This is a genomic window from Enterobacter sp. SST3 (genome assembly GCF_000286655.1).
Lineage (GTDB): Bacteria > Pseudomonadota > Gammaproteobacteria > Enterobacterales > Enterobacteriaceae > Enterobacter > Enterobacter roggenkampii.
On the sequence record NZ_ALNS01000005.1, the window covers coordinates 116,273 to 139,154 of the forward strand.

A 22,882-nucleotide genomic window follows, 5' to 3' on the forward strand; every position below is an offset into this window, starting at 1 on the left:
TGACCATGTCTGCCACCTCACAAAAATGGCTGCTGCGCGCCGCGCCGTGGTTTTTACCCGTCGGCATTGTGGCGCTCTGGCAGCTCGCATCGTCCACCGGCTGGCTGTCGAGCCGCATTCTGCCCTCTCCGGAGGGCGTTGTAGAAGCGTTCTGGTCGCTGAGCGTCAGCGGAGAGCTGTGGCAGCATCTGGCGATCAGCTCCTGGCGCGCCGCGATCGGGTTTTCCATCGGCGGCAGTATCGGGCTGGTTCTGGGTCTGGTGAGCGGCCTTTCACGCTGGGGCGAGCGGCTGCTGGATACCTCCATCCAGATGCTGCGCAACGTGCCGCATCTGGCGCTGATCCCGCTGGTCATTCTGTGGTTTGGGATTGATGAGAGCGCCAAGATCTTCCTCGTGGCGCTGGGCACGCTGTTCCCGATTTACATCAACACCTGGCACGGCATCCGCAATATCGATCGCGGTCTGGTGGAGATGGCGCGCAGCTACGGCTTATCGGGTTTTTCCCTCTTTGTTCACGTGATTCTGCCGGGCGCCCTGCCCTCCATTATGGTCGGGGTGCGTTTCGCGCTCGGCCTGATGTGGCTGACGCTGATTGTGGCGGAAACCATCTCAGCCAACTCCGGGATTGGTTATCTGGCGATGAACGCCCGCGAATTCCTGCAAACGGACGTGGTGGTAGTAGCCATTATCCTTTATGCCCTGCTCGGCAAACTCGCTGACGTCAGCGCACAGTGGCTGGAGCGCAGCTGGCTGCGCTGGAATCCGGCCTATACCCTTCAGGAGGCGAAAGCATGAATACTGCACGACTGAATCAGGGGACCCCGTTACTGCTGAACGGTGTCACCAAACGTTACGGCGATAACACCATTCTTAACGGGCTGGATCTGCATATTCCCGCCGGACAGTTTGTGGCCGTAGTCGGGCGCAGCGGCGGCGGCAAGAGTACGCTGCTACGGCTGCTGGCCGGACTGGAAGCCCCCAACGGCGGCGACATTCTGGCAGGAACGACGCCGCTTTCGAATATTCAGGACGATACCCGCATGATGTTCCAGGATGCACGCCTGCTGCCGTGGAAATCGGTTATCGACAATGTCGGGCTCGGTCTTAAGGGTAACTGGCGGGATGAAGCCCGCCAGGCGCTGGCCGCCGTTGGGCTGGAAAATCGCGCCGATGAATGGCCTGCCGCACTCTCGGGTGGACAGAAGCAGCGCGTTGCGCTGGCGCGGGCGTTGATTCACCGTCCGGGCCTGCTCTTGCTCGATGAACCACTGGGCGCGCTCGACGCCCTGACGCGAATCGAAATGCAGGATTTGATTGGTTCCCTCTGGCAGACGCACGGCTTTACGGTACTGCTGGTGACGCATGACGTGAGCGAAGCCGTCGCAATGGCCGACCGGGTGCTGTTAATAGAGGAAGGAAAAATCGGTCTGGATCTGACGGTGGATCTTCCCCGGCCTCGTCGCGTGGGCTCGGCAAGACTGGCGGAGCTGGAGGCAGAAGTGCTGGATCGGGTGATGAAACGCGGAGGTACGGAGTTACAGCGAGCTAAGGCTAATGCCTGATGCCCTCACCCCCGGCCCTCTCCCACAGGGAGAGGGAGGGTAAACTTTTATTACGCTAACGCTTTAGCAATCTTCTCGTACAGATCGCCAGACAGGTTTTCCAGCCCTTTCAGCTGCTCGAGCGCGGCACGCATCTTCGCCTGACGCTTCTCATCGTAGCGTTTCAGACGGATTAGCGGCTCTATCAGACGCGACGCCACCTGCGGGTTACGGCTGTTCAGCTCGGTCAGCATTTCCACCATGAACTGATAACCGCTGCCGTCTTCGGCGTGGAATGCGGCCGGGTTACTGCTGGCAAACGCGCCAATCAGCGAGCGTACGCGGTTTGGGTTGCTCAGGGTAAAGGAACGATGCTTCAGCAGGCTGCGCACCTTGCTGAGCGCATCGGCCGCCGGGCTGGTCGCCTGCAGGATGAACCACTTATCCATTACCAGACCATCCTGATGCCACTTGTCGTCATACTCCTGCATCAGCGCATCGCGGCACGGCAGTTCGGCGGCAACGCTTGCGCCCAGCGCGGCCAGCGCGTCGGTCATGTTATCCGCCTCGTGATACTGCTTGCTCACCAGGGTGTTCGCCAGCTCGGTTTCACCAAACGCCAGATAGCGCAGGCAGGTGTTACGCAGAGAACGTTTACCAATGTCCGCGTGCTCAACGCGATAAGCGTCAAGCTTGTTGGCGTTATAAATGGCGAGGAACTCGTCCGCCAGCTCAGCAGCCAGCGTACGGGTCAGCGCTTCACGCACCGCCACGATCGCGATCGGATCGATAATCTCGAACAACTCCGCGATTTCCGTTGCTGACGGCAGGGTCAGAATTTCAGCGGCCAGCGCCGGGTCAATCTTCTCATCCAGCAGGATCGCGCGGAACGCGTCAGCCACGTGAACAGGCAGCGACAGCGGCTGACCCTGCTGGTGACGGTTTACGTTGATCTTGATGTAGGTCGCCAGCAGGCTTTGCGCCGCATCCCAGCGGGAGAAGTCGTTGCGGGCGTGACGCATCAGGAACGTCAGCTGCTGATCGCTCCACTTGTACTCCAGCTTCACCGGCGCGGAGAATTCACACAGCAGCGCAGGCACCGGCTGGAAATAGACGTTATCGAAGATAAAGGTCTGCTCGGCCTGGGTCACGTTCAGCACGTGGTGTACCGGGTGACCGCCCTTCTGCAATGGGATCACTTTGCCTTCGTTATCGTACAGCTCAATGCTGAACGGAATATGCAGCGGGTATTTCTCTTCCTGCTCTGCCGTCGGCGGCGTGCGCTGGCTGATGGTCAGGGTGTACTGCTCGGTTTCTGGATTGTAATCGTCTTTGACGGTAACAATCGGCGTACCGGCCTGGCTGTACCAGCGGCGGAAGTGGGAAAGATCGACATTAGAAGCATCTTCCATTGCCTGCACAAAATCGTCGCAGGTGGCCGCGCTGCCGTCATGACGCTCGAAGTAGAGCTGCATCCCTTTCTGGAAGTTCTCTTCACCCAGCAGAGTGTGGATCATGCGGATAATTTCAGCGCCTTTCTCATACACCGTCAGGGTGTAGAAGTTGTTCATTTCGATGACTTTATCCGGACGGATCGGGTGCGCCATTGGGCTGGCATCTTCCGCAAACTGCAGGCCGCGCATGGTACGCACGTTATTGATGCGGTTCACCGCGCGTGACCCCAGATCGGAGCTGAACTCCTGGTCACGGAAGACGGTCAGGCCCTCTTTCAGGCTCAGCTGGAACCAGTCGCGGCATGTGACGCGGTTACCGGTCCAGTTGTGGAAATATTCGTGGCCGATGACGCGTTCGATATCGAGATAATCTTTATCGGTGGCGGTATCGGTGCGCGCCAGCACGTATTTGGAGTTAAAGACGTTCAGGCCTTTGTTCTCCATTGCGCCCATGTTGAAGAAATCAACGGCAACGATCATATAGATGTCGAGGTCATATTCGAGGCCAAAGCGCTCTTCGTCCCACTTCATGGAGTTGATGAGCGAGGTCATCGCCCACGGCGCGCGGTCCAGGTTACCACGGTCAACAAACAGCTCCAGCGCCACTTCGCGGCCTGAGCGCGTTTTGAAGGTGTCGCGCAGCACGTCGAAGTCCCCCGCCACCAGCGCAAACAGGTAGCACGGTTTCGGGAACGGATCCTGCCACTGAACCCAGTGACGGCCATTCTCCAGCTCGCCTTCGCCTACGCGGTTGCCGTTGGAGAGCAGGAAGGGATACAGGGTTTTATCGGCGATGATTTTGGTGGTGAAGCGCGCGAGGACGTCCGGGCGGTCGAGATACCAGGTAATGTGGCGGAACCCTTCCGCTTCACACTGGGTACACAGCGCCACGCCTGACTGGTAAAGCCCTTCCAGCGCGGTGTTGGCGGCCGGGCTGATTTCATTCACGATGCGCAGCGTAAACTGTTCCGGCAGGTTGTCGATGACCAGCTGGTTGTTTTCTTCTTTATAGTCTGACCAGGCTTCATCATTAATATGCAGGGAGACCAGCGTCAGGTCTTCGCCATCCAGACGCAGCGGCACAGCAGTTGCGCTGTGGCGCGTCACCTGACTCACCGCCGTGACAACGGTTTTAGTGGCATCCAGGTCAAAAGTCAGATCGATTTCGCTAATCAGATAATCCGGCGCACGGTAGTCGTGGCGGTATTTGGCTTGTGGCTGTTGTGTCATAGAAAACCTTATGCATCGTTTGTCGAGTAACGTTTCAATATATTCCTGTTGCGCAAAACGCGCTATGCAGAATGTTCATCTTTTCAGGGTCAATATCTTTTTTTGCTACATTTGTATAACACGGGGCACAAAATGCCCTCGACCATAAAACGCGCTTATGTTGTGATCGGGGTTCAATAAATCACTAAACAAGGTATACTCCGGAGTTGTTTATTGTACTAAACGCTCCTGTGAGAGGATGCTACTGCGCACCTATGACTCAATTCGCTTCTCCAGTTCTGCATACGTTGCTGGATACCGACGCGTATAAACTGCACATGCAGCAAGCCGTTTTCCACCATTACTATGACGTTCATGTCGCGGCGGAATTCCGCTGCCGTGGCGACGACTTGCTCGGTATCTACGCAGACGCCATTCGTGAACAGGTCAATGCTATGCAGCATCTGACGCTGCAGGACGAGGAATATCAGTGGCTTTCTGGCCTGCCTTTCTTCAAAGCCGACTACCTGAACTGGCTGCGTGACTTCCGCTATAAGCCGGAGCAGGTCACCGTGGTTAACGATAACGGCAAGCTGGATATTCGCCTTGCAGGTCCGTGGCGGGAAGTGATCATGTGGGAAGTGCCGCTTCTGGCGGTCATCAGTGAACTGGCTCACCGCTACCGTTCCCCGGAAACGGGCGTAGCGCAGGCGGTGGCCTCGCTGGAAAAGAAACTCGCTGACTTCTCCACGCTGACCGCAGGGCTGGACATGTCCCGCTTCCGCCTGATGGACTTTGGCACCCGCCGCCGTTTTTCGCGTGACGTACAGGAGGCCATCGTTAAACGTCTGCAGCAGGAGCCGTGGTTCGTGGGCACCAGTAACTACGATCTGGCCCGTCGCCTCAATCTGACGCCAATGGGTACCCAGGCGCACGAGTGGTTCCAGGCGCATCAGCAAATTAGCCCTGACCTCGCCAACAGCCAGCGCGCAGCGCTGGCCGCATGGCTTGCGGAGTACCCGAGTCAACTCGGAATTGCCCTCACGGACTGTATTACGATGGATGCCTTCCTGCGCGACTTTGGACCTGAATTTGCGGAGCGTTATCAGGGGTTGCGCCACGATTCCGGAGATCCGGTTGAGTGGGGTGAGAAGGCGATTGCCCATTACGAGAAACTGGGCATTGACCCGATGAGCAAGGTGCTGGTCTTCTCCGATAATCTCGATCTGGCGAAAGCCGTCGAACTCTATCGCCATTTCAACGCCAGAGTGAACCTGAGCTTCGGGATCGGTACCCGGTTAACCTGCGACATTCCTCAGGTAAAACCTCTGAATATCGTGATAAAGCTGGTGGAATGTAACGGCAAACCGGTGGCGAAACTCTCCGACAGCCCGGGCAAAACCATCTGCCATGACAAGGCGTTTGTCCGCGCGTTGCGCAAAGCCTTCGATCTTCCCCAGATCAAAAAAGCCAGTTAAGCGCTTAAGGGAGCCTTCATGGCTCCCCTCTTCTTATTTATTTCTCAATTCTTCCCTTTTGACCGCGAAATTTACTTGTCTGATAGCGGATGGCAGGTAACATAGATATCCCCCCATAAGGGTGGACAAGTGTTTATTTTTTCCGACTATTAACAGAGAGAATATTATGAGCGTTGTGCCTGTAGCCGACGTACTCCAGGGCCGTGTCGCCGTTGACCAGGAAGTCACCGTGCGCGGATGGGTGCGTACCCGCCGAGATTCTAAAGCTGGCATCTCCTTCCTTGCCGTCTATGACGGTTCCTGCTTTGATCCTGTACAGGCCGTCATTAATAATTCTCTGCCCAATTACAATGATGACGTTCTGCACCTGACGACGGGCTGTTCCGTTATTGTCACCGGCGTGGTCGTGGCATCCCCGGGCCAGGGTCAGAGTTTCGAAATTCAGGCTTCTGCCATTGAAGTCACCGGCTGGGTTGAAGATCCGGATACCTATCCGATGGCGGCTAAACGTCACAGCATTGAGTATCTGCGTGAAGTGGCGCACCTTCGTCCACGTACCAACCTGATTGGTGCGGTTGCTCGCGTACGTCATACGCTGGCGCAGGCGCTGCATCGTTTCTTCGATGAGCAGGGTTATTTCTGGGTGTCTACCCCGCTGATCACCGCGTCCGATACGGAAGGCGCCGGTGAGATGTTCCGCGTCTCAACGCTGGATCTCGAAAACCTGCCGCGCACCCCGGAAGGTAAAGTGGACTATGACAAAGACTTCTTTGGTAAAGAGGCCTTCCTGACCGTATCCGGTCAGCTCAACGGCGAAACGTACGCCTGCGCGCTGTCTAAAATCTACACCTTTGGCCCTACCTTCCGTGCCGAAAACTCCAACACCAGCCGTCACCTGGCGGAATTCTGGATGCTGGAGCCTGAAGTGGCGTTCGCCAACCTGGACGATGTCGCGGGTCTGGCGGAAGCGATGCTGAAGTATGTCTTCAAAGCGGTGCTGGAAGAGCGTCCGGACGACATGAAATTCTTCGCCGAGCGCGTAGACAGCGACGCGGTAGCCCGTCTGGAGCGCTTCGTCTCTGCCGATTTTGCGCAGGTGGACTACACCGACGCGGTGGCGATCCTCGAGAAATGCGGTGAGAAGTTCGAGAACCCGGTTTACTGGGGCGTAGACCTGGCGTCTGAGCACGAGCGCTATCTGGCCGAGAAGCATTTCAAAGCGCCGGTTGTCGTTAAAAACTACCCGAAAGACATTAAGGCCTTCTATATGCGCCTTAACGAAGACGGTAAAACCGTGGCAGCGATGGACGTCCTGGCGCCGGGCATCGGTGAAATCATCGGTGGCTCTCAGCGTGAAGAGCGTCTGGACGTGCTGGACGCGCGTATGGAAGAGATGGGTCTTAACCCTGCGGACTACAGCTGGTACCGCGATCTGCGTCGTTACGGTACCGTACCGCACGCTGGTTTTGGTCTGGGCTTCGAGCGTCTGATCGCCTACGTGACCTGTGTGCAGAACGTTCGTGACGTGATTCCGTTCCCACGTACGCCACGTAACGCCAGCTTCTAATCGCCAAAAGACTAAAATGGCCAGCCTGTGCTGGCCATTATTTTATTCTGCATTGTCAGTTTTCGTCGGCGTAAAGTCAGCATCTTCAAACCTTCACCCCGTCACAACCACTACCTGTTACGTTTTGTTTCCGCAAAATATCCAGCCACAAAAAATAAACCACATTCTTATTGCGCTTATTACATCCTCAAGCAATAGCACAAATTTCAACCAGTTTTACAGCCATCCAGAAGGCTTTTCGGCGTCATAAGAAAAAACGAGTCGTTTATCGTCTGTTTATATGAATTGCCTTTATCCAAATTAATCATAAGGAATTCATATATATAGGATAGATACTGTCGCTTAATTCACCAGGGCGTTCTGAAGTTTGAGGTGGTTCACAAAGTTCCCAAAAATACACATTTAGTTACATATATTTTCTTTTGGTAACTCAATCTTGAGAATTGTAGCACTTTCAGGCTAGCGAAACGCTTCGGCGAATGGAAAGATGCCTGTCAGATACATAAAGACACCAAACTCTCATCAATAGTTCCGGAAATATTTATTGACAGAATTTATTGACGGCAGTGGCGAGTGTCATAAAAAAACCAATGAGGGTAATAAATAATGATGAAGCGCAATATTCTGGCAGTGGTAATCCCTGCCCTGCTGGTAGCCGGTGCAGCCAACGCTGCAGAAATCTATAACAAAGACTCTAATAAACTGGATCTTTACGGGAAAGCGGTTGGTCTGCATTACTTCTCTGACTATGCTGGCAACGATGGCGACCAGACTTACGCTCGTCTGGGCTTCAAAGGCGAAACGAAAATCAACGACCAGCTGACCGGTTATGGCCAGTGGGAATACAACTTCCAGGGTAACAACTCCGAAGGCGCCGATGCTCAGAGCGGTAATAAAACCCGTCTGGCGTTCGCAGGTCTGAAATTCGGTGATGCAGGCTCCTTCGACTACGGTCGTAACTATGGCCTGGTGTACGATGCAATCGGCATCACCGATATGCTGCCAGAATGGGGTGGCGACACCGGCAAGAGCGATAACTTCTTCTCCAGCCGTAATGGTGGTCTGGCGACTTACCGTAACAGCGGCTTCTTCGGCCTGGTTGACGGTCTGAACTTTGGCGTTCAGTACCTGGGCAAAAATGACCGTGATGATGCAGTACGTTCTAACGGTGACGGTTGGGCAACCTCAGTTAGCTATGATTTCGAAGGCTTTGGCGTTGTGGGTGCATACGGCGCAGCTGACCGTACCAACAGCCAGCAAAAACTGGACTGGGGTAAAGGCGATAAAGCTGAGCAGTGGGCAACTGGCCTGAAGTATGACGCAAACAACATCTACCTGGCAGCACTGTACGGCGAAATGCACAACGCCGCGCGTTTGAGCAGCAAAGGTTTCGCTAACAAATCTCAGGACTTCTCTGTTGTCGCTCAGTATCAGTTCGACTTCGGTCTGCGTCCATCCATCGCTTACTACAAATCTAAAGCGAAAGACGTAGAAGGCATTGGTGATGAAGATTTCATCAACTACATCGAAGTTGGCGCGACTTACTACTTCAACAAAAACATGTCCACCTATGTTGACTACCAGATCAACCAGCTGAAAGATGACAACAAACTGGGCATCAACAACGATGACACTGTAGCACTGGGTCTCGTCTACCAGTTCTAATCAGTACACCTCTTTGTTATATGCTTAATGAACAGGGCTTCGGCCCTGTTTTTTTATGCCTGACAGAAAATAATGGCGACTTTTGAAAAGCCGCACGCTTTTCGTCGCAAACGGTTGGCATTTTGTAAATCTACCGTTAACCTGATAGCGGATTTCACTTCTGTAATCACAATGGAACTTCGTCATGTTTGAGAACATTACCGCCGCTCCTGCCGACCCGATTCTGGGCCTGGCCGATCTGTTTCGTGCCGACGACCGCCCTGGCAAAATCAACCTGGGTATTGGTGTATATAAAGATGAAACCGGCAAAACTCCGGTACTGACCAGCGTTAAGAAAGCTGAGCAGTATCTGCTGGAAAACGAAACCACCAAAAACTACCTCGGTATTGATGGTATCCCTGAATTTGGTCGCTGCACCCAGGAGCTGCTGTTCGGTAAAGGCAGTGCAATTGTGAGTGACAAACGTGCCCGTACGGCACAGACCCCGGGCGGTACCGGCGCGCTGCGCGTGGCGGCGGATTTCCTTGCGAAAAACACCTCTGTGAAGCGTGTCTGGGTAAGCAATCCAAGCTGGCCGAACCACAAGAGCGTGTTTAATTCTGCGGGTCTGGAAGTGCGTGAATACGCCTACTACGACGCAGCAAACCACTCTCTGGACTTTGACGGCCTGCTGGCAAGCCTGAGCGAAGCGCAGGCGGGTGACGTGGTGCTGTTCCACGGCTGCTGTCACAACCCAACCGGTATCGATCCAACGCTTGAGCAGTGGGAACATCTGGCGAAGCTGTCCGTAGAAAAAGGCTGGCTGCCGCTGTTTGACTTTGCCTACCAGGGCTTCGCCCGTGGTCTGGAAGAAGATGCCGAAGGCCTGCGCGCGTTCGCCGCGGTGCATCAGGAGCTGATCGTTGCAAGCTCCTACTCCAAGAACTTTGGTCTGTACAATGAGCGTGTAGGTGCCTGTACGCTGGTTGCGGCTAACGATGAGACCGTCGATCGCGCGTTCAGCCAGATGAAATCCGTTATCCGCGCTAACTACTCTAACCCGCCGGCACACGGTGCATCTGTCGTTGCGACTATCCTGAGCAACGATGCGCTGCGCGCCATCTGGGAACAAGAGCTGAACGATATGCGTCAGCGTATTCAGCGCATGCGCCTGCTGTTTGTGAACACCCTGGCGGAGAAAGGCGCGGATCGCGACTTCAGCTTTATCATCAAACAGAACGGCATGTTCTCGTTCAGCGGCCTGACCAAAGAGCAGGTTCTGCGTCTGCGTGAAGAGTTCGGCGTGTACGCCGTGGCGTCTGGCCGCGTGAACGTTGCAGGCATGACGCCTGACAACATGGCGCCGCTGTGCGAAGCGATTGTCGCCGTACTGTAATTTGCGCCCACAAAAAAGCCTGCGTTATGCAGGCTTTTTTTATGCGGGTTACCAGACAGGCATTTCATCCTGAAGGAACGGATTATGGAGCCGTTCATAGCCCAGCGTCGACATCGGACCGTGCCCAGGGATAAACGTCACATCATCACCCAGCGGCAATAACTTCTGTTTAATCGACTGAATCAGCTGCCCGTGATCGCCGCGCGGAAAATCGCTGCGTCCTACGCCACCTTTGAAAATCACATCGCCGGAGATCAGCAGACGGGACTGGTCATCAAAGAAGACGATATGGCCTGGCGTATGCCCAGGACAATGCAACACCTGTAAAGTCACATTCCCTATGCTAACGCGCTCTCCTTCGTTCAGCCAGCGATCGGGCGTCAGGGGCTGACACTCATCCAGGCCAAACATGCGGCTTTGGGCGGGTAACCCCTGTAGCCAGAACTCATCTTCTTTTTCCGGACCGACAATCGGCACGCCGTAGTGTTCAGCCAGTTCAGCCGCTGCGCCCACATGGTCGAGGTGACCATGCGTCAGTAAAATCTGCATAAGCGTCACGCCGCTGTCGGCGACTTCCTGCTTGATCTTCTCAGCGTCACCACCGGGATCGACAAGCGCGGCCAGTTTAGTCTGTTCGCACCAGATGAGTGAACAATTCTGGGAGAACGCGGTAACCGGAATAATACGATAGTTCATACTGCTCCTGTGTTTCGTTATTACCAGTGCCGAACCGGACCGGTATCAATATGCACAAAGTTGCTGCTGGGGTAATATCCTACACCACCTGCGCGCATAGATAACGCAGCTTTGCGAATATTGGCTAACGAAACGCCCTCAATATGGAAATCCATTGCCTGTCCCTTCGTGTGATAGCTTTTTTTCGCTACCCCGCGACTGTGGGCGCGCAGTTCATTATTGGTATCAACAGAGCGATAACCAGAAATAAGCTGCACCGGCTTGCTGGTGCCCAGCAGGCCCTGAAGGCGGTAAAGCTGATCAAACAGTCCTGGGTCGATGGCTTTAATTTTATTCGCGCGGAAATCACGGAAAAAATGGTTAAGTCTTGCTAATTCATCCTGAATATAGCCTCTGCCATCGAAGAATTCCGCTTTTAACGACTCACCGGTATGAAGATTGTTGAGCGTTAAAACTCGCGGACGAGGTGTCGAGAGGGTGGCAAATGCTGGCGTCGGCAAGATGGCCGCTGCGCCAAGCGCAACACCACCTAACGCCAGCAGTTTGCGGCGATTAGCGTCAAATTTGTCCATGATAATCAGGTCTACAGGTAAAAGAAATCGTAATATGCTTAGCGCACGAAGGGCACCTTAACTGGCAAAACCGGGTACGTCAAGGCGCCCAACCCCAGTGAATACGCGGCTTGCAGCGATATTGCCCCTTATTCACCCTAACTTACGACAATCATTTTTCCCGAACTGCTTCATTTACCTGATTAATTGTTCCGCTTTTGGCAAAATTTGTGCGCCGGATCGCGCGGTGAGATCATAATTGTAAATATCTGTACGGTACTGAGTCCGCCCGTCTTCGCCCACAAACGCCGTCAGATAGTAGAGATTGACCGGAATATTGTGGCGAATATTAACGTAACGCGTATCCCCTTGTTTCAGGGCATCCGAAATGCGCGTATCGTTCCACCCTGCATCCTGCAGCAGCATATTGGCCAGCTCCGAGGCTTTGTTCACACGCACGCAGCCAGAACTCAGCGCGCGCGTATCTTTCTGGAACAGGTTGTGGTTCGGCGTATCGTGCAGATAGATAGCGTCAGAACTCGGCATATTGAATTTGTAACGCCCTAAAGAGTTATGCGCCCCCGGTGCCTGCTGGAAACGGAACGGCAGGTTTGACGCCGTGATTGTCGACCAGTCGACCATATAAGGATCGATAGCCTCTTTACTGTTCCATCCACGCATCACCGTATAGCCATGACGTTCCAGATAACCCGGATCGTTCCAGACCTTCGGCAGAATGTCTTTACGCGCCAGCGTCGGTGGCACGTTCCACGGCGGGTTAACGACTACGTTATTGAGCGCGCTGCTCATCATCGGTGTTTTGCGGTCCGGACGCCCGACAATCACGCGCGACGCCAGTTTTTCGCTACCGTCCTGGTAATAGACCAGGGAATACGCCGGAATGTTAACCATAATGCCGGTAGAGAGGGTTCCCGGCAGCAGGCGCAAACGCTGGATATTGAGCGCCAGCACCCCTGCCCGCTGCGCAGGCGATACGTTCAGCCAGTCTCGCGTCGTCTGGCCAATGACGCCATCGGCTCCCAGCCCCTGAGCGGCCTGGAATTGCTTCACTGCCGCAACCAGCTCGCGATCGTATGCTGCGGGTTTATTGCTGACGGCAATCGCTTTTTTCTCTTTCACGGGCGCTGACGGGCTGACCGCCGCATTTTGCGGATCGTCGCCTGGCAGGGCGATATGTGGCCCGCCTTCAAGAAGACCCGAGCGCGTCAGGATCTCGCGCAGAGCAGGCACATCGCTGCTCCACTGCCCCGGACGCAGCGTCGCGGTGCCGCGCATCTGCGGCCATGGGCGCGAGTCGCCCACCAGCGCGAGGAGAGACTGGTGAAGCGTGGCGTATTGTGGATGCGCCGGTGCGAGGCTGGCAATAAAGCGCGGCAGTTCGCCATTATCGAGGGCTAACTGCCACTGGTTAATCACCGACAGCGCTGGCGTCACGAGCTTGTACGGCTTATCGCTGTACAGCCAGCGGTTGCCATTGACCGGAATACCCGCCACGAACTGCAGGTAACCCATCATGGCATCGGAAAGCACCACATCTCGCGCCTGCCCTGTTACGGCAGGATCGGTTAACAGCTCAACCCACTTTGTAAACTGCGGCTGAAACCCTGCAATTGCGACCTCCGCCAGCTGTTGCTGAAAGGCACGCACGGCATCGCGGTTTTCCCACATCGGTTTCATATCGCGGGCGGCATAAAGCAGCGTGAGCTGATTGAGATAGACAGGCGTGTAGCCTGACGGCAGCCCCGACTGCAGCTGCTGGCTGAGCGATTCGGCGTCGATGCCTTCCGGCAGCGGCTTAATACCGGCCATGATCGCTGTCGCCGGAGATTGCTCCAGCGGCTGGGACAACGACGTAGGCTGCGTGCCTGTCGTTGCCGAGCTGTCAGTCGGCACAATTTCAGGCTCGTCGGCCTGGGCGGTTAACAGTGGAGCAAATATCACTGCCAGACATAAACTTAGCGCCGACAGCTGACGACCACATTCTTTCTTAAGCAACATCCCTTGCCCCCTGTTTTCACGACATGCCCATCACGTTGGGGCTTTCTTTCATTATAGGTAGACGGCTAAGCTGTTGCCTTACCTTATGTAAAGAAGTTTAAAGATAACGCAGCCCTAAGCACAAGTTAAGTTTAAAAAAAAAGCGGCGCCAGAGCGCCGCTTCGGGTCAGAAGACACTTAGGAAGCGTCCGCCGTAGTTTCCGGCAGTGACTCCGGCGGCTGCGGCGCAAAGCCGCGCAGCCCGACAACGTGAACGTGCTCGCTGTTCTGGAACACTTTACGCACCAGCTTGTAGGTTGTCCCTTTTTCAGGGCTAATGTTCTCCGGTGCGGCAATGATGAGCTGCATATCGAGACGTTCGCAAAGCTCAAACAGCGTGGCAATGGAGCGCGCATCAAGACGCGCCGCCTCATCCAGGAACAGCAGTCGGCATGGGGAGATGTCTTTGCCGCGCAGACGACGTGCCTCATCTTCCCAGCTCTGCACCACCATCACCAGAATCGACATCCCGGTACCGATGGCTTCACCGGTAGAGAGCGCCCCGGACTCCGCACGCAGCCAGCCGTCTGAACCACGGTTAACCTCAACTTCCATTTCCAGGTAGTTACGGTAATCCAGCAGCTCTTCACCGATGGTTTGCGGCGTACGCTGGCCCATATCAATCTGCGGATTCAGGCGCTGATACAGCTTCGCCAGCGCTTCGGAGAAGGTCAGACGGTTGCTGTTGAACAGATCCTGGTGCTGCTCGTGCTGCTCAGACAGCACTTCCAGCAGCGTCGCGTGGGCTTCACGCACGTTGACGTTGAGGCGCACGCTGTTCACCTGGCCAAACGACACGCTCTGCAGACCCTGGTTCAGCTGGCGAATGCGGTTCTGCTCGCGCTGAATAGTTTTGCGGATGATATTCGCCACGCTGCGGGAGCTGATCGCCAGCTTCTGCTCGCGAGAGGTCAGCTCTTCCGTCAGACGCCCCAGCTCGATTTCCATCTGCTCGATAGCCTCGACCGGATCGTCAGTACGAATGATGTCCTGACGAATACGCTCGCGCAGGTGCTGGTAAACCGCCACGAAGAACTGGATTTTACGTTCAGGGCGTTTCGGATCTTCTGACATACGCAGGACATCGCGCAGGTGTTCGTTATCCGCCACCGCCAGACGCAGCGCACCCAGCGCCTTATCCGACATGGAACGCAGCTCATCGGCAGAGAGATACGCCAGCTCGCGACGGTGCAGACGACGCTCAACGTTATTGTCTTTCACCATGCGCATTACCGCGCACCAGCCTGCCTTGGCGGTCACGACCTGCTCGCGCATTTCATGGTAGTCGCGCTCCAGCTTGCGCAGGCGACGGGTCAGGTTATCCATCTCCGCTTCACAGAAGGTCAGCGCTTTTTCCAGCTGATTGCGACGCGCGCGGTTATTGCTGAGCTGAGCATGCAGCTCGTCACGACGAATGCGCGCGCGCTCTTCCGCCCCGCTGTCGGCACGGACGCCGATATCCTGAAGCTCTTTCTGCAGGTCGTTTAACAGCTCTTTCTTGGTGTCGAAGGAGCTTTTCAGCGAGGCCAGCACCTGGTTGTACTGGTTCAGCTGAGCGGAGTGGCTGCGCATTGCTTCGCGGGCGCGGGTACGCTCCGCTTCCGCCTGCTCAAGGCGCTGACGCAGCTTTTCATTCAGATCGCTGTTACCGCTCAGCATTTCCGCCGAATCGGAGTAGCCGAAATGGGCGCGACGCTGCACCACTTCCGTCAGGGCAAACGCCTGCTGACGCGCTTCGCGCTGCACCTGCTGTGACCAGGCATAATCTTCTTTTAACTGCTCGAACTGTTCCGGGTCGCTCTGCAGGACAGAGACAACCGGCTCCAGCTTCGCCAGTTGATTGCCGTGCTGCTGCACGAAGCGCGCGGCTTCCTGCGCTTCATCCAGACGCTCCTGGATCTCATCCACGCGGTCGGCCAGCGTGTCGTCTGCCAGCAGATTCAGGCGCGGCAGAATACGGTTAAGGGCCGCAACGCCCTCTTTCGCCTGCTCGAACTGGACGCGACTCTGCTGGTTGTCGCTTTCATGACTGGCAATCGCCCGTTCCAGTTCGCCACGGCGGGTATTGAGTTTGCGAATTTCCGCTTCCGGGTCGGCTTCGAAGGCCACGGCCAGATGGCTGCCGATAAAGCGGCTAAACGCCTGATGCAGACGCTGGGTTTTCTGCACGTCAAACGACAGCGTCGCAAAGCGTTCAGACAGCGTTTCACGCTCGGCGTGCAGGCTTTCGATGCGGCTTTCGCGCGCGGCGCGGCCAAACAGCGGCAGTTCCGGGAAGCGGGAGTAGCGCCACTGACGGTCGGCGATTTTGACCACCACCGCTTTTTCCAGCTCGTCGACGCTGAATACGCTGTCATCGAACGACTGCGGATCCCCTTCGATCAGGTAGAGATCTTCCGGGCAATCTTCCAGACCGGCAAGCTGCTCCGAAATCAGCGACAGATCCGGCACCACGATCGCGTTACGCGACGGGCCATACAGTGCCGAGAAGTAAGGCGCATCGTCCAGGCCGACATCGTCGTAAATCTCAGACAGCAGCACGCCGCCAAAACGCTCTGCCAGGGCATTGAGGCGCGGGTCTTCCGCACCGCCCGGCTGGCTTAAGCGCTCAATTTCTTCGTCGACGTCACGCTTGCGCGCGCCCACTTCATCACGCTCAACAATCGCCTCGCGCTCGCGCTCCAGCAGCTGCTGCAGGTATTCAGTGACTTCCTGGCTGGATTCGAACTGCTCGCCGCACTGCTCACTGAGCTGGTTAAGGCTGCTCTGGGCCGCCAGCCAGACCGGGGCACGCTGCAGAAGCGCTTGCGAACGGGACTGAAGCTGTTCCAGCTCCTGACGCAGGGTCATACGCTGTTCGCTGGCGCTGGAGACCGTGTCTGAAAGCGCAGCGATACGCGCCTCGAGTTCCTGATGCAGGGCCTCAAGCTCGTCAAAATCGTAATGTTTGCCCTGACGCTTGCAGAATTCGGCCAGCAGACGCTCGGCCTCCTGCTGCTCGCGCAGGCGCTGTTCCAGCTCGTTCAGACGCATACGCAGCGGCTGAACCTGCTCGGCCAGATGGCGCTGGTTCACGCCGTCACGCAGCAGCTCGCGGGCAACGTCCCAGGCTTCGTTACGCGCCAGCGGGCCGTTAATCGCCACAACCAGCTGATAGGCCTGCTCAAACTGGCTGTGCGCCGTTTGGGCGACGCTCATTTTCTGTTCGAGGGACAGCAGTTTCTCAGTGGCTTCCTGCTCTTTAGCCTGGAAGGTATCCAGCCACTCGTCGGCGCTTTCCGGCGTCAGGTCAGGCAGATGGCACAGCTCTTTCGCGCGCTGTAAGGCCTGCAGTGCCTGGGTGTACTGGATCGCACGCGTCTGCTGCACGTCCAGCGCCTGCTGGTAATCGGCAAGCTGGCTTTTCAGCTCATCCACTTCCAGCTCGGCCGCTTCGGCGCGGGCTTCGTTCTCTTCCTGCATCTCGGCGGCTTCGGCCACCACTTCATTTTGCTCTTCAAGACGAATTTGCAGCTCGTCGAGGTCCGCTTCATAGCGCTCGATTTTTTCCTGCTGACGCAGCGCAGTTTGCACCAGGTTCAGGTGATCGCTGGCGGCCTGGTAATCGGCTTCCAGGTCACCTTCAGCACCGTTGTGCTCACCGAGCTCGCGCGCCATTTCGACGTGCTTGTACTGCTCGGCCACCAGCTGTTTGCGGGAGGTAAACAGCTCGCGGCGGTATTCTAATGCCTGATCGAGGTGGACGCGGCGCTCGTTGGCGTGGCGCATGTAGTCCGCCGCCACGTAGTTAGTGGCTTCGCTGATCAGGTGTTTAAACAGATCGCGGTCAGACTGGGTCACGCGAATCGCTTCCAGCGTCATGCGGTTTTCACGCAGCGCCGCCTCCATGTCCTGGAAGGCCTTACGCACCCCACTGTTTTCCGGCAGCAGATAGTCGCGCAGGGAGCGGGTAATGGCGCTGGAGATACCGCCGTACAGGGACGCTTCGATCAGGCGGTAGTATTTGCTACGGTCTGATGCGGTACGCAGACGACGCGCCACCACGCCGAGATCGAACATCAGCGAGTGGTAGTCTGTAATCGAGTTGAACTGTTTGAACTGCACGCCTTCGATCGCTTCGAGCTTATCTTTCAGCTCCTGCAGCGTCAGCACGCGCGCCTGGCGCTCGTTCAGGATTTCCGTCAGCAGCGCCGTCGGCTGTACAGACGTTGGCAGCCCCTGGATGGCGAACGGTTTAATGTCGACTTTACGGTCGCGACCGGCAACCTGCTGCAGGCGCACGCCCACCACCACGCGCTGATGGCGGGAGTTAATGACGTCCAGAACCGAATAACAGACGCCGGCCTTCAGCTTCCCGTGCAGACCTTTATCACGGGAACCGCTTGTGGCCCCCGCTTCGGTGGTGTTACGGAAGTGAAGCAGCGTCAGGTCAGGGATCAGCGCCGTGACAAAGGCCGCCATGGTGGTGGATTTACCCGCCCCGTTACCGCCGGAGAGCGTCGTGACCAGCTCATCCAGATCGAACGTTCGGGCAAAGAAGCCGTTCCAGTTAATCAGCGTCAGTGAGCGAAATTTACCGCGTTCAATCATTACTCTTCCTCCCCGCTATCCGGCAGATTCTCTTCATGCTCATCATTGAGCTGCAAATGGTTTTCCACCGGCATCGCTTCACCGTCGCGGATCATGCGAAGCTGCGCTTCACGCGCGTCATCGCCTGCACGCACGTCGGCGCCGAAGCGGAAGACAGATTCCGTAATGCGGAATTTGCTGCTGTCGTGCCCCATAAACCAGACCATCCCCAGACGACGCAGACGGTTCAGGGAAGAGCGGACTTTTTCCTGTAGTTTCTGACGGTCGAGATCCGACCCCGTGGAGCGGTTGTTCACCAGCTTGAGCAGCTTGCTCTCATCTGCCAGCGTCAACAGCTCGTCGTAAAGTTCCTGCTGGGTGAAGATCCCTTCATTCGCCAGACGTTCCGGGCTGAGGTAGAGGTAGCAGAGAATTTTGCCGACCATCATATCCAGCTCGGAGAGCACGGAACGCGGAATCAGCGTCGTGGAGCGCGGGCGCAGGTAGAAAAACCCTTCCGGCGCGCGGATAAGCTCCACGTTGTAGCGGGCGTAAAACTCTTCCAGGTACTCCTGGAAGTCCATCAAAAAGGCGTGATTATCCAGCTCGTCTAAGCCAATGTGACGACCGGCACGCAGCTGGCTGTCCAGCGCCGGAAATAACGGATTCGCCAGCGCCTGTGCCAGCTTAACCGGCATCACTTGTTCAATATTTGTCAATGACATGCGCCTGTACCTTGGCTCCGTAATCGTTAATTGGCTGCCACTTCGGCGGCAGTCCGGTGAAATCGGCTTGCGCGATACCCAGGCGAACCGCCTGGTCTACCACAATGCGGGCAACGTCGAAGTGGCGCGCGCGAGGATATTGCGCCAGATAGTCGCGCACCACGAGCCCCAGATCCAGCGGAGCTTGTCTGGTTTTGTAGACCGCGAGCTGTTCTTCGATCATCGCCGCAAGCTGCTCGCGAATTTCGTTAAATTCTTCGTATTCCAGATCCGGCGGCAGCTCACCGGTTACCTCTTCATCACGCAATGCCATCTCTTCGTCGCGCATATCCAGCAGACGATCGGCATTGGCGTAGGTCAGCGCCCATGGCGCATCGAAATAGGTCTGCACCGACTGGCGCAGACGCTGGGCAAAGACGCGGTTTTTATCCATATCGATCGCGGTACGAATAAATTTATGCACGTGTCGGTCGTAGCCAATCCACAGGTCGATCGACTGCTGGCCCCAGCTGATGATGCGGTCCAGTTTGCTCTGCAGGTCGAACACTAAACGATCGATAAAGTGCAGATCGTCGTGTGCCAGCGTCGCGTCCTGGATGCGCAGCAGGTTCGCCTGCAGCTTATCCCCTGCGGCTTCCAGCGTATCCTGCAGCTCACGCAGCGTACCGGAGGTTTCTGACAGCAGAAGTTCACAGCTGGAGATGGCTGCACGCCAGTCTTTATTCAGCAGCTGTGCGATATCGTCTTTCACCTGCTGCTGCTGTTCGTCCATCAGGCGCTGGGTCAGATCGATACTGTCGAAGATTTCCGCCACCGAATATTTCAGCGGTGCATAGACGTTTCGGTGCCAGTGGAATTCGTCACCGTCTTCATCTGCCGCATCGGCGGCGCGCTTAAGCTCACCGGCCACGATCGACAGCTGCATGGACAGACGCAGCGTGGAAAATTCGCGCTGGCGAATGTAGTAATCGGTGATGCCGATGCCCAGTGGCGTCAGGCGATAGATGGCGTTTCCTTCCGCCTGCTCGCTGGTAAAGCGGTTCAGCAGACGTTGACGCACCATATCGTTAATTGCGTTGTTGGCACGCACGCTAATGGTTTCGCTGGTTTGCTCAAACGCATCACTGACGTGGCGGAACGCATCCACCAGTTCACCCTCGCTCATTTCCCCATCCAGCCGCTCGCCGTTCAGCGTGGCGACCGCCAGCAGGAAAGAGAGTCTGTCTACCGGCAGCGAGATGGAGAAATCGTTTTTCCTGGCCCAGGCAACCAGTTCGGGGACTGTCTGGGAAAATTCACTCATAGGTTATCCTTGCATCTGCGGCTTGTGCGCGGTGACGTGAATATAGCGGCCAAGGCTGACAAAAGGCTCCTGGCGGCAATACCGCGTTTCCAATTCTGTTAAGGTGTCAAAACAGTCACGCTGTTTGTGTTTTTCACGCAGATAATCATGAAACACCCTGACGCCCGTCTTCCCGACAATCTGCCAGCCAATCGCTTCCAGCCAGCCATAGACCTGCTGTGGATCGCGCGGATAGTCCGGGGAAAGCGTGCGTTTTTTCTTTTTGGGCATCCCGACCTGAACATAGTCGAAGTTTCCCGCAACCATGTTGTGCATCAGGAAGCCGTTAGCATTGTAGAACATCAACGACAGCGTGCCGCCCGGGCGCAACATCGACCACAGGGTTTGTAACACGCTTAGCGGATCGGCAACCCACTCCAGCACCGCATGAAACAATATCAGATCAACCTGGGTTTCCAAATGCTGTGCGATGTCCTGAGCGGCGCATTGTATAAAATGCATGTTGTCGCTCACACCTTTCTCTTCTGCCGCACGCGTCGCGCGGGCGACCATTTCAGCAGAAAGATCGCAAAGCGTGACGTGATGACCGCGTTCCGCCATTTTTATGGCCGTCTGCCCTTCACCGCCTCCGGCATCCAGCACGCGCAACGTTTGACCACCAAAGGTAGCCAGAATGGTGTCCAGATCCTGCCAGAGGATCGTCTGACGGAGCTGCCCTTTCGTGGTGCCATAAATGTTGCGCGAAAACTTTTCCGCGATGTCATCAAAATTGCGATCCCGCATTGGGAGAGTTCCACTCGCTAACTGCAAAACCGCTATTTTGTCACACCCACGCGGAGAATGAACCTCTCTGGTGTAATATCACCGTCAATCACCTGCTATATGGTCAAAAAAGGAACCAAAAAGGATGCTTTTTACCCTTAAGAAATACATTGGAGGGATGATGCTTCCCCTTCCGCTGCTGCTCATCATCATCGCGCTGGGGCTGGCGCTGGTGTGGTTCAGTCGCTTTCAGAAGAGTGGCAAAACGCTGATCACGTTCGGCTGGTTGGTCCTGCTGCTGCTGAGCCTGCAGCCGGTGGCTGATGGTCTGTTACGCCCCATCGAAAACAGGTACCCGACATGGCAGGGAAATCAGAAAGTGGCGTACATCGTGGTGCTGGGCGGCGGATATACCTGGGATCCTGACTGGGCCCCCAGCTCAAACCTGATCAACAACAGCCTGCCGCGGCTAAACGAAGGCATTCGCCTCTGGCTGGCGAATCCGGGATCAAAAATGATCTTCACCGGCGCGGCGGCCAAAACGAACCCGGTGAGTACGGCGGAAGCGGGCGCCCGGGTCGCGGAATCACTCGGCGTACCGCGCTCCTCCATTATCACTCTGGACAGCCCGAAAGATACCGAGGAAGAGGCCGCCGCAGTCAAGCAGGCGATTGGTGAAGCCCCGTTCTTACTGGTGACCTCCGCCTCGCACCTGCCACGCGCGATGATTTTCTTTGAAAAACAGGGCCTGCACCCGCTTCCCGCACCGGCGAACCAGATGGCCATCGACGCGCCGCTTAATCCGTGGGAGCGGGTAATCCCCTCCCCGATGTGGCTGATGCATAGCGATCGCGTTGGTTATGAGACGCTCGGACGCCTCTGGCAGTGGCTGAAAGGTTCCTCAGGCGAGCCAGGGCAAGAGTGATTTGGTCGCCAGATCGAAGTTTGCGCGATTAAAGCGTCCGGTGTTAACCAGCTGCGCAACTTCGTCCCAGAGCAGGTAGAGCCAGCGCCGCCAGAGAAACGCTTCCGCAACGGGGGCGCGTTGAAGGTAATGCCACAGTAAACCTTCCGCCGCCCCGCTGTCGCTGAGCCTGAACAGCTCATATTCGCGCGGAGCCCAGAGCATGATCCCCGGCCCCACCATCGCCAGAAGCTGATCGCTGCGGGGGTCTTTCAGCATACTGCGCAGGGTGAAGTTACCGTGGATCAGCACGCAGTTATCGTTAAAACCTTCGAACAGTGCCGGTAAACACTCCCGGGTGCGAAAGAGAATACGTTTGTCCTGCATGGTTAAACCGGTATTGTTGAACTGGTTAAGCGTTCCCCACAGCACTTCAACCCGCTGGCGATACCACAGCGGCCAGAGATTTTCCTGAGTGCTGTCGACCGGCCCGACAAGTCCGCGGCTATCCTGACGGTGCCACGCCAGCAGCGCCTCGACAATCTGGTCTTTTAGCTGTTCCCAGCGTTCCGGCGTTCGCGCGGGCGCTTCAACGGGTACACCACGTAAACGTTCAATCAGCAGTACGTCCGGGCCGGGGTGTTCCTCATGGGTCATCACGCCGTACACCGTCGGCATACGCACGGTTCCCTCCCGCGCCAGCATCGACATTTTCCATGCAAGCTGCCTGGCAACGCCGGGTGACGTGAAACTCCGTGCCATCAGCGGCATTGGATTACCCTCACTGTCGTACAACGACCAGAGCGCGGTATCGGCTTTTTCACTCACGCATTCGACCCGGCTTAACTTTTCACCCAGCAGATGGCTAAGTTCGGCACGCAGCTGTTCCATATGAGATTACCCCCATTAAGACTACTGCTTTTATAATGAGCGTCCTTAATGAAGATGTCACCCGGAAGAGATCAATCAGGAAAAAGAAAGTGAAAAATAAACCGGAGAGTGCATCTCTCCCAACGGAGAGAT

At 56.2% G+C, this 22,882-nt stretch carries 16 protein-coding genes; 7 read left to right on the plus strand and 9 right to left on the minus strand.

Features of this window, described 5'->3' with window-relative positions; translation table 11 throughout:
• Positions 1 to 5 precede the first annotated feature (5 nt).
• Together ssuC and ssuB are read left to right on the plus strand one after the other, a co-directional pair.
• Positions 6 to 797, plus strand: coding sequence for an aliphatic sulfonate ABC transporter permease SsuC (ssuC, locus tag B498_RS17960; RefSeq protein WP_008499943.1), 792 nt, complete (start codon positions 6 to 8; stop codon positions 795 to 797).
• On the plus strand, positions 794 to 1,564 hold the full coding sequence (gene ssuB, locus B498_RS17955) for an aliphatic sulfonates ABC transporter ATP-binding protein (RefSeq protein WP_008499944.1): 771 nt from the start codon (positions 794 to 796) through the stop codon (positions 1,562 to 1,564). Before ssuC ends, ssuB begins: the two co-directional genes overlap by 4 nt.
• A 50-nt stretch (positions 1,565 to 1,614) precedes the next feature.
• On the opposite strand, the gene pepN is transcribed toward ssuB, so the two are convergent.
• Positions 1,615 to 4,227 (minus strand): aminopeptidase N, encoded by a 2,613-nt coding sequence (pepN, locus tag B498_RS17950; protein WP_008499945.1) that lies wholly within the window; start codon positions 4,225 to 4,227, stop codon positions 1,615 to 1,617.
• Positions 4,228 to 4,481: 254 nt separating this feature from the next.
• Here pepN and pncB point away from each other — a divergent pair, with 254 nt between their 5' ends.
• From pncB to aspC, 4 genes are all read left to right on the plus strand, one after another.
• A complete protein-coding gene (pncB, locus tag B498_RS17945; RefSeq protein WP_008499946.1) occupies positions 4,482 to 5,684 on the plus strand; it encodes a nicotinate phosphoribosyltransferase in 1,203 nt (400 codons plus the stop codon).
• 166 nt (positions 5,685 to 5,850) lie between these two features.
• Positions 5,851 to 7,251 (plus strand): asparagine--tRNA ligase, encoded by a 1,401-nt coding sequence (gene asnS, locus B498_RS17940; protein WP_008499947.1) that lies wholly within the window; start codon positions 5,851 to 5,853, stop codon positions 7,249 to 7,251.
• Positions 7,252 to 7,857: 606 nt separating this feature from the next.
• Positions 7,858 to 8,916 (plus strand): porin OmpF, encoded by a 1,059-nt coding sequence (ompF, locus tag B498_RS17935; RefSeq protein WP_008499948.1) that lies wholly within the window; start codon positions 7,858 to 7,860, stop codon positions 8,914 to 8,916.
• 184 nt (positions 8,917 to 9,100) lie between these two features.
• Positions 9,101 to 10,291, plus strand: coding sequence for an aspartate transaminase (gene aspC / locus B498_RS17930; RefSeq protein WP_008499949.1), 1,191 nt, complete (start codon positions 9,101 to 9,103; stop codon positions 10,289 to 10,291).
• Between the two features lie 48 nt (positions 10,292 to 10,339).
• Here aspC and B498_RS17925 read toward each other — a convergent pair whose 3' ends face one another.
• From B498_RS17925 to cmoM, 7 genes are all read right to left on the minus strand, one after another.
• Positions 10,340 to 10,987: an MBL fold metallo-hydrolase gene (locus B498_RS17925; RefSeq protein WP_008499950.1), complete on the minus strand. Its 648-nt coding sequence runs from the start codon at positions 10,985 to 10,987 to the stop codon at positions 10,340 to 10,342.
• Positions 10,988 to 11,007: 20 nt separating this feature from the next.
• Positions 11,008 to 11,559 (minus strand): YcbK family protein, encoded by a 552-nt coding sequence (locus tag B498_RS17920; protein ID WP_008499951.1) that lies wholly within the window; start codon positions 11,557 to 11,559, stop codon positions 11,008 to 11,010.
• A 174-nt stretch (positions 11,560 to 11,733) separates the two neighbouring features.
• Complete coding sequence (gene ldtD, locus B498_RS17915; protein ID WP_008499952.1) at positions 11,734 to 13,557, minus strand: L,D-transpeptidase; 1,824 nt, start codon at positions 13,555 to 13,557, stop codon at positions 11,734 to 11,736.
• Positions 13,558 to 13,734: 177 nt separating this feature from the next.
• Positions 13,735 to 18,186 (minus strand): chromosome partition protein MukB, encoded by a 4,452-nt coding sequence (gene mukB / locus B498_RS17910; RefSeq protein WP_008499953.1) that lies wholly within the window; start codon positions 18,184 to 18,186, stop codon positions 13,735 to 13,737.
• Positions 18,186 to 18,890, minus strand: coding sequence for a chromosome partition protein MukE (gene mukE / locus B498_RS17905; protein ID WP_008499954.1), 705 nt, complete (start codon positions 18,888 to 18,890; stop codon positions 18,186 to 18,188). The genes mukB and mukE overlap by 1 nt, the downstream gene beginning before the upstream one ends.
• Positions 18,871 to 20,193, minus strand: coding sequence for a chromosome partition protein MukF (gene mukF / locus B498_RS17900; RefSeq protein ID WP_008499955.1), 1,323 nt, complete (start codon positions 20,191 to 20,193; stop codon positions 18,871 to 18,873). The genes mukE and mukF overlap by 20 nt, the downstream gene beginning before the upstream one ends.
• Before the next feature lie 3 nt (positions 20,194 to 20,196).
• Positions 20,197 to 20,976, minus strand: coding sequence for a tRNA uridine 5-oxyacetic acid(34) methyltransferase CmoM (cmoM, locus tag B498_RS17895; RefSeq protein ID WP_008499956.1), 780 nt, complete (start codon positions 20,974 to 20,976; stop codon positions 20,197 to 20,199).
• A gap of 124 nt (positions 20,977 to 21,100) precedes the next feature.
• Between cmoM and elyC the strand changes: the two genes are divergently transcribed.
• On the plus strand, positions 21,101 to 21,880 hold the full coding sequence (gene elyC / locus B498_RS17890; RefSeq protein WP_008499957.1) for an envelope biogenesis factor ElyC: 780 nt from the start codon (positions 21,101 to 21,103) through the stop codon (positions 21,878 to 21,880).
• Here elyC and B498_RS17885 read toward each other — a convergent pair.
• Entirely contained in the window at positions 21,857 to 22,750 is an 894-nt protein-coding gene (locus B498_RS17885; protein ID WP_008499958.1) for a YcbJ family phosphotransferase, read from the minus strand. The two genes, elyC and B498_RS17885, sit on opposite strands and share 24 nt — an antisense overlap.
• Positions 22,751 to 22,882: the final 132 nt, after the last annotated feature.